Raw genomic sequence first — 6,600 nt, 5'->3', positions numbered from 1 at the left:
GCGCTGCCCGCTGTGGACCGGACGCTGCTGGTAAGCGCTTCGGTGATCGGCGCCCGCGTCGACGTCGGCTTGCTGAAAGAGCTTTGCCCGATGGAGCGGGAGGAGCTGTTCGCGAGCCTCGGCCGGCTGCAGGAATCCGGCTTCCTGGAACGAACGCGCATCGTGCCCAGTCTGGAATATAGCTTCCGCCATGCGTTGATTCACGATGTCGCCTACAACACGGTGCTGAAGGCCAAGCGGCGTCAACGCCATGCGCAGGTCCTGGCAGCGATCGAAAAGCGGTCGGAAAGGCAACTTCACCGAAAGGTCGACCTTCTGGCTCATCATGCCTTTCGCGCGGAAAGTTGGACCAAGGCCTTTATCTACTGCCGAAAAGCCGCAAAAAGGGCGCAATTGCGCTCTGCCAACCGGGAGGCGGCGGTTTTGTTTGGACGGGCTCTCGAGGCCAGGGAGCGTCTGCCGAACAAGGGCCGGATGGCGAGCCGCGACATCGATACGCGCCTTGAATACGTCCAGAGCCTGTTCACGCTGGGCTATCATGATCTTGCCTATCGACAGCTGGTGATGGCCCAAAAGACGGCCAAGAAGGTGGGCGACCAAGTACGCCTGGCGAAAGTGGTTTCGGCCTTCATGGTTTCTCACTGGGTCCGAGCGGACCTCGAGGGAGCGGTTGAAAAGGGGCGTCAAGCTCTGGACCTAGCCGAGCGCAATGGTGATACCCGGGCTCAGATAGAGGTTGGGATGCGCTTGGGGTCCCTCTACGTCGACCGCGGCGACTATCGGGCGGCCTGCGGCCTTCTGCAATCGACTATAGCGAAGATCTCGGATCGGCATCTGTTTGACCGCTTTGGCCTCCTTGGGTTGGCGTCGGTCGGGAGTCGGAACTCCCTCGCTCGGGCCTTGGGGGAATTGGGCCGGTTCGAAGAGGCAATTCGCGTCGGGGACGAAGGCATTATGATCGCCATGGAGGCGGGTCACGTCTTCAGCCAGATCTACGCAAGCATTTTTGTCGGCAATGTGCTCTTGCGAAAAGGAGACTTCGAACGCAGCCTGCCCTCGCTGGAGCGAAGCTACGAACTCTGCGCCTCGACACGCGCCAAGATTCTACTGCCCTTGAGCGCCGCCGCCCTTGGTTATGCCAAAGTTCGGCTCGGTCAGGTCAAAGACGGCCTGGCACTCTTGGAGGGGGCGACCGACGAGGCGGTTCGACAGTCGATGAAATGGCAACTCTCACAACAGTTGAATTGGCTTGGCGAGGCGCTGCTTATCGCCGGAAGACCCGAAATGGCGCGAGGCTGCGCGGAAAGAGCCGCAAAGTGCGCCAAGCGGCATGGCGAGATAGGCGACCAGGCTTGGGCGTCTTGGTTGCTCGGCGAAGTCTACAGCCACGAAGCGCTCTCGGATGATAAGCGAGCTCTGGAACACTACGCGGCAGCGCAGTCTATCGCCCAGGCGAAGGATATGCTTCCCCTGGCAGCGCACGTGAATTTTGGATTGGCACAGCTTCATCGCCGGAGTGGGGCGAGCGCGAAGGCGCACGACAAGGTTCGCTCCGCTGTTCAGATCTACAAGCAGTTACAGATGAACCACTGGCTGCCCCACGCCGAAAGGCTTCCAGGCGACGGCGTTCGCTCCCCTTTGCCGACTGCCTCCGCCTGATCTCTCCGCCGTTCGAGTAGGCCGTCGTCCGCGCGACCGAGAATAGGCCGTTCCAGATTTAGTCTCGGCGGCGGTGACCATGCCGTCATCGGCCGCTCTTTGGGACAAGCTCGACCGAGAGCGTCCGAGACCGCGCCGTTCAGCTCTACCGCCGCTGGCTTTGAGCTTCCGCATGACAAACCAACTCGCCTCAACTTAATAAAAACATTTCGTAACTTTTCGTAACTTTTTCCCAACCATTCTGGCTATACAGTTGAAATCGCGACGCAAGTTAGACGCGAGTTAACTGTAACAAGCGGGCTCTGTGAAGCACTTCACAGACGAACACGCAATTTATTCTTAGGTCTTTGGGCGGGCAGCCGAACATAAGTACTAAACAATGGAGAAATTGATGCACGAGCACGCTCAAAACGGCACATTGACGAGAGGAGCGGATGGGGCACTCTATCTGCTAAGCCCGGGGTCTTGTGTACGGATCGACGAACCTGAAGTTTCCAATCGGCAGCCGGATGCGGTCGGTTCGGTGGTTTCTGATGACATTGGATTCCAAGGCCGCCCGTCGGGCGCCGAGGACCATGCATCCGCAAGGATCATGATCGAGGCCACCGACGATCACGCCGCTGCAAGGATCATGATCGAGGCCGATGATCATGGTTCGGCCAGGATCATGGTCGAACCCGGCGACCATGAGGCTTCCCGGATCATGGTGGAGGCCGGCGATGGTGCTTCCGCCAGGATCATGGTCGAGCCGGGCGATAACGGCAGCTCCAAGATCATGGTTGATCCGGGCGACAGCCTGATCAACTGAAGCGGCCTGGGTCTAGGCCCACAGGTCAGGCGGCGTTGCCGCGCGTCGAGAGTCGCGCGGCCGCCGTTCTGCTTCGCCGATGTTGGGTAAGCGCGACCCCCAGACCGCTATCGAAGGGACGGCGACGAGGCCTTTAGAGAGTCGCTGGTGATCAGGCCAGAGGCTTCAGGCCGATAGGTCGAATACGCCAGAGGAAATCCTGGCACGCGTCCCACGAGTCCTGCCCGCTATGGCCCTCGGTCTCAAATGGCAAGGGTTTTGCCCTGGCGGGCGCCAAGGCTTCTGGCATCGCGGAGTTGAGCGAGAGCTGCCATGCCGAGCAAAGCGAACAGCTGGTCCGCCTCGGCTGAGCACCACTCTGGTCAAAGAATTGTGACGATGTTGCCTGTTACTTGGCTTTCGCCGCCAAGCCTTCAGACGCCGTGGCGACCCTTTCCGCCATGTCCTTCTGAAAGATCTCATCCGAGATCGCTCTCGAAGCGGCACCGATCAGGTTTGCGGCTAGGGTCAAGCCCTGGGCCTCCGCGTGCGCGCCCAACTCGTCCAGGCACAGTCTGATAGCGTGTGCTTCGGCGCAGTTGCGGATGTTGATCTCAGTCACATTACCACTCATTTCAAGACGTCTCCCCAACCCAGAGGCTGTAAACGGTTACTAAAAAGTAAGTGACGCTAAAACATCCCAGGCGGGGGCGCTGTGAAGCAGTTCACAGACGAGTAAGCAAATTGTTCTTAAATCCACTAGGACGATTAGGACTCAGGGAAGAGAGGATAAATGCATCCGCGACTTGACGGAGGTGCCCTGACCGAAGGTGCGGACGGGGCCTTGCATCTTCTCCGTCCAGGAAGCTGGGCCAGGGTAGAGGACGAATTCACCGAAGAGCGACCAAGCGCGCTTCAGGACTCGGCGCGGACGTTGATCGAGCCCGGCACGGGCACTGTGAACTAGCGTCACGGCTATGACGCGGGTGGGATCGAGCTGATCATGCGAATCTCGGCACATTGGCTCTCCCGCGCCCGTAGTGCGTTTACGCCGTGAAGAGGGACAGGCGTTATCCCGGTGGCGATATGGACATGACGATTCGAGACCCGAGAGCGGCATTCGACATCCTTTGGTCGGGTGTTGGTGACCTTACGAAAGGCTTCAGGAAATCAACGCACAGGCTGATCCCGCCGGAGGAGACCCTGGCGCGCGTCTCCTGCTACCTCCCGGTCATGGGCATTACGAGGGTCGCCAACGTCACCGGTCTCGACAGCATCGGGATCCCGGTCGTCATGGTCTGCCGGCCCAACTCGCGATCGGTCTCCGTGTCCCAGGGCAAGGGCTTCAACCTTGCAGCCGCGAAGGTCTCCGGCATCATGGAGTCGATCGAAAGCTTCCATGCTGAACGCATCGACCAGCCGCTGCGCCTAGGAAGCTTTGAGGACCTTCGCTACAAGAACAGGGTCGTCGATGTCGCCGGCCTGCCGCGCCTCTCGGACAGCCGCTTCACGCCCCAGACACGGATCCTCTGGACCGAGGCGCGCGATCTCTTCAGCGGCGACCCGCTGCTGCTGCCCTACGAACTTGTGCACCTCGACTACACATTGCCCCTGCCGAGCGGGCACGGGTGCTTCGCCGCCAGCTCGAACGGCCTGGCCTCGGGCAATCACCTGGCCGAGGCGGTAAGTCACGGGATCAGCGAGGTGGTCGAGCGCGACGCGATTACGCTCTGGCATCTGCAGGGGCGCGAAGCGCAGCAGCGCAGCTTCGTCGAGCTCGACAGTATCGACGACCCCATGTGTCGGGACCTGCTGGAAAAGTTCGAGGCGGCCGGCGTCATGGTGGCGGTCTGGGAGATCACCTCCGACGTCGGGATCCCGGCGTATCTCTGCCGCATCCTCGACCGGCAGCCGCCGCCGGCGAGCACGGTCCGCCCGGCGACCGGCATGGGGTGCCATCCGGCGCGCCACGTGGCGCTGCTCCGTGCCTTGACCGAAGCGGCTCAGAGCCGCCTGACCTTCATCGCCGGCGCGCGCGACGACATGCCGCGTGGCGAGTACGAGCACTTTCTGGACCGGGAGACCTATGACCAATGGCGCGCCAGCATGGCCGCGCCGAGCCGCCCGAGACGCTTCAACGAGGCGCCGACCTTCGAGGGCCTGACCTTGCACGAGGACCTCGAATGGCAGCTTGGGCGTCTCGAGGCGGCCGGGATCCAGCAGGTCGCCGTCGTCGACCTGACCAAACCGGAGTTCGGCATTCCCGTGGCGCGCGTCGTCATTCCCGGCCTCGAGGGACTGGACTCGGCCAAGTACCGGCCCGGGGCCAGGGCGAAGAGCTTGATGCGGGAGACGGCGGCATGACCATCATCGTATTCACCGGGCCGACGCTTTCCGCCGACGACGCCCGATCGGTCCTCGACGCGGACTATCGCCCGCCGGTCTCCGAAGGGGACGTGTTCCGCGCCGCGCAAGAGGCGCCCGAGGCGATCGGCATCATCGACGGCTATTTCGAGAACGTGCCCTCGGTCTGGCACAAGGAGATCCTCCACGCCATGTCGAAAGGCATCTGGGTCTTCGGCAGCGCCAGCATGGGCGCCTTGCGCGCGGCCGAGCTCGCTGCCTTCGGCATGATCGGCGTGGGTGCTACCTTCGAGGCTTTCCGAGACCTCGTGCTGGAAGACGATGACGAGGTCGCCGTGATCCATGGCCCGAAGGAACTGGGCTATCCGGCCTTGTCGGAGGCCATGGTGAACATCAGGCGAACCCTTTCCGACGCCTACTCTGAAGGCGTGATCAGCGCGCCGGCCCGTCAGGCCCTGGAAAGCACGGCAAAGAGCCTGCCGTACCGTCGCCGGTCATTCCAGGCTCTGCTCGCCCTCGCCGAGAGCGAGGGTGTTGCGGCGGAGGACGCGAAGGCGCTGGAGACCTGGCTCCCCTGCGGCCGCGTCGACCAGAAGCGGGAGGACGCGGTCTTGATGCTCCAGACCATGCGGGATCACAAGAGAAGTGCGCCCGGACCCATGTCCGCCGGCTATCATTTCGAGCACACCACCCTTTGGGAAAGGGCGACACGGCTTGCGCTCCAGCCGGCCTGAGGACATTCTTCCTAATTCCGCCGGCGCCGCGTGACTGGGGGAATTTTCATTAATGTCGCGGCGCTCGGAGTCGCCTAGACTGGGGCGACCCGGGACCCCCGGCGATCCTGCCCCATTTGACCGATCGCCTCTCCGGGATTTGCTTCCATCGAGGATCCCGGTGACCACGTGGTGATTCAGGACCATATCAAGGCGGCCCATTTGGAGCTCCTGTCGAAGAACCCCCTGCTGAGCCGGCTCGAGGCCGAGCAGATGGACGAATTGCTCTCGCTCGCCGTGACCCGGCGCTTTTCGCCCCGTGACGTCATATTCCAGAAGGGCGATCCGGGCGAGGAGTTCTATGCGATCCTGAGCGGCCGGGTCGGGATCAACACTATCTCGGAAGAGGGTAAGGAGATTTTCCTCAACATCCTCGATCCCGGAGAGGTCTTCGGCGAGATCGCCCTGCTGGACGGCAAGGACAGGACAGCCGGGGCGGTGGCGATGCAATCGAGCGAATTGCTCCGGATCGGTCGGTCCGAGTTTCTGCCCTTTCTCGAACGCCACCCGAAACTCTGCATTCGCTTGATGGCGGTCCTCTGCGAGCGGCTGCGTTGGACCAGCGACATCATCGAGGACACGATCTTCCTTGATATACCGAGGCGTCTGGCCAAGCGCCTTCTCACCTTGGTCCAGCGTTACGGCGAACCCTTCGAAGATGTCTTGAGGATCCGCCTCAAACTCTCCCAGGAAGAACTGGGCCAGATGCTCGGCGCCACCCGGGAGAGCGTCAACAAGGGGATCAAATCGCTCCAGAGCACCGGGGCGATCCGATACGACGATGGCTATATCATCATCCGTGACCTGGCCTCGCTGCAGAAGCTGGTGTCCGGGGACTCCGACTGAGGTGACGACTGATCCGGTGCCTGGCGCGCGCAGGGGTATTATTGGGCACTGCCTGCCATACAACAGTATAAATGTTTTTCATTTCATCCGTATTTGATGATAAGCCAAGAAATTAACCGAAACTCAATAATTTCATCATAGTGTCGTTAAAAAATCACAAGAAAATCTCAG

Annotated in this window: 5 protein-coding genes; all 5 read left to right on the top strand. The window is 61.4% G+C overall.

From position 1 onward, the window contains the following. Positions 1–1,659: hypothetical protein (locus tag QNJ67_10330; protein MDJ0609362.1), on the top strand; the 1,659-nt coding region annotated here is incomplete at its 5' end. A gap of 391 nt (positions 1,660–2,050) precedes the next feature. Further along, positions 2,051–2,467: a hypothetical protein gene (locus QNJ67_10325; protein ID MDJ0609361.1), complete on the top strand. Its 417-nt coding sequence runs from the start codon at positions 2,051–2,053 to the stop codon at positions 2,465–2,467. Positions 2,468–3,538: 1,071 nt separating this feature from the next. Then, entirely contained in the window at positions 3,539–4,810 is a 1,272-nt protein-coding gene (locus tag QNJ67_10320) for a YcaO-like family protein (protein ID MDJ0609360.1), read from the top strand. Then, positions 4,807–5,544 (top strand): TfuA-like protein, encoded by a 738-nt coding sequence (locus QNJ67_10315; protein MDJ0609359.1) that lies wholly within the window; start codon positions 4,807–4,809, stop codon positions 5,542–5,544. The genes QNJ67_10320 and QNJ67_10315 overlap by 4 nt, the downstream gene beginning before the upstream one ends. 168 nt (positions 5,545–5,712) lie before the next feature. Next, entirely contained in the window at positions 5,713–6,429 is a 717-nt protein-coding gene (locus tag QNJ67_10310; protein ID MDJ0609358.1) for a Crp/Fnr family transcriptional regulator, read from the top strand. Positions 6,430–6,600 lie beyond the last annotated feature (171 nt).

This window comes from Kiloniellales bacterium, assembly GCA_030064845.1.
Classification (GTDB): domain Bacteria; phylum Pseudomonadota; class Alphaproteobacteria; order Kiloniellales; family JAKSDN01; genus JASJEC01.
This window is presented reverse-complemented; position numbering and strand designations above follow the sequence as displayed.

Coding starts and splice junctions, on each gene's coding strand:
- QNJ67_10325 (MDJ0609361.1), top strand. CDS start 2,051: ATGCACGAGCACGCTCAAAACGGCACATTGACGAGAGGAGCGGATGGG.
- QNJ67_10320 (MDJ0609360.1), top strand. CDS start 3,539: ATGACGATTCGAGACCCGAGAGCGGCATTCGACATCCTTTGGTCGGGT.
- QNJ67_10315 (MDJ0609359.1), top strand. CDS start 4,807: ATGACCATCATCGTATTCACCGGGCCGACGCTTTCCGCCGACGACGCC.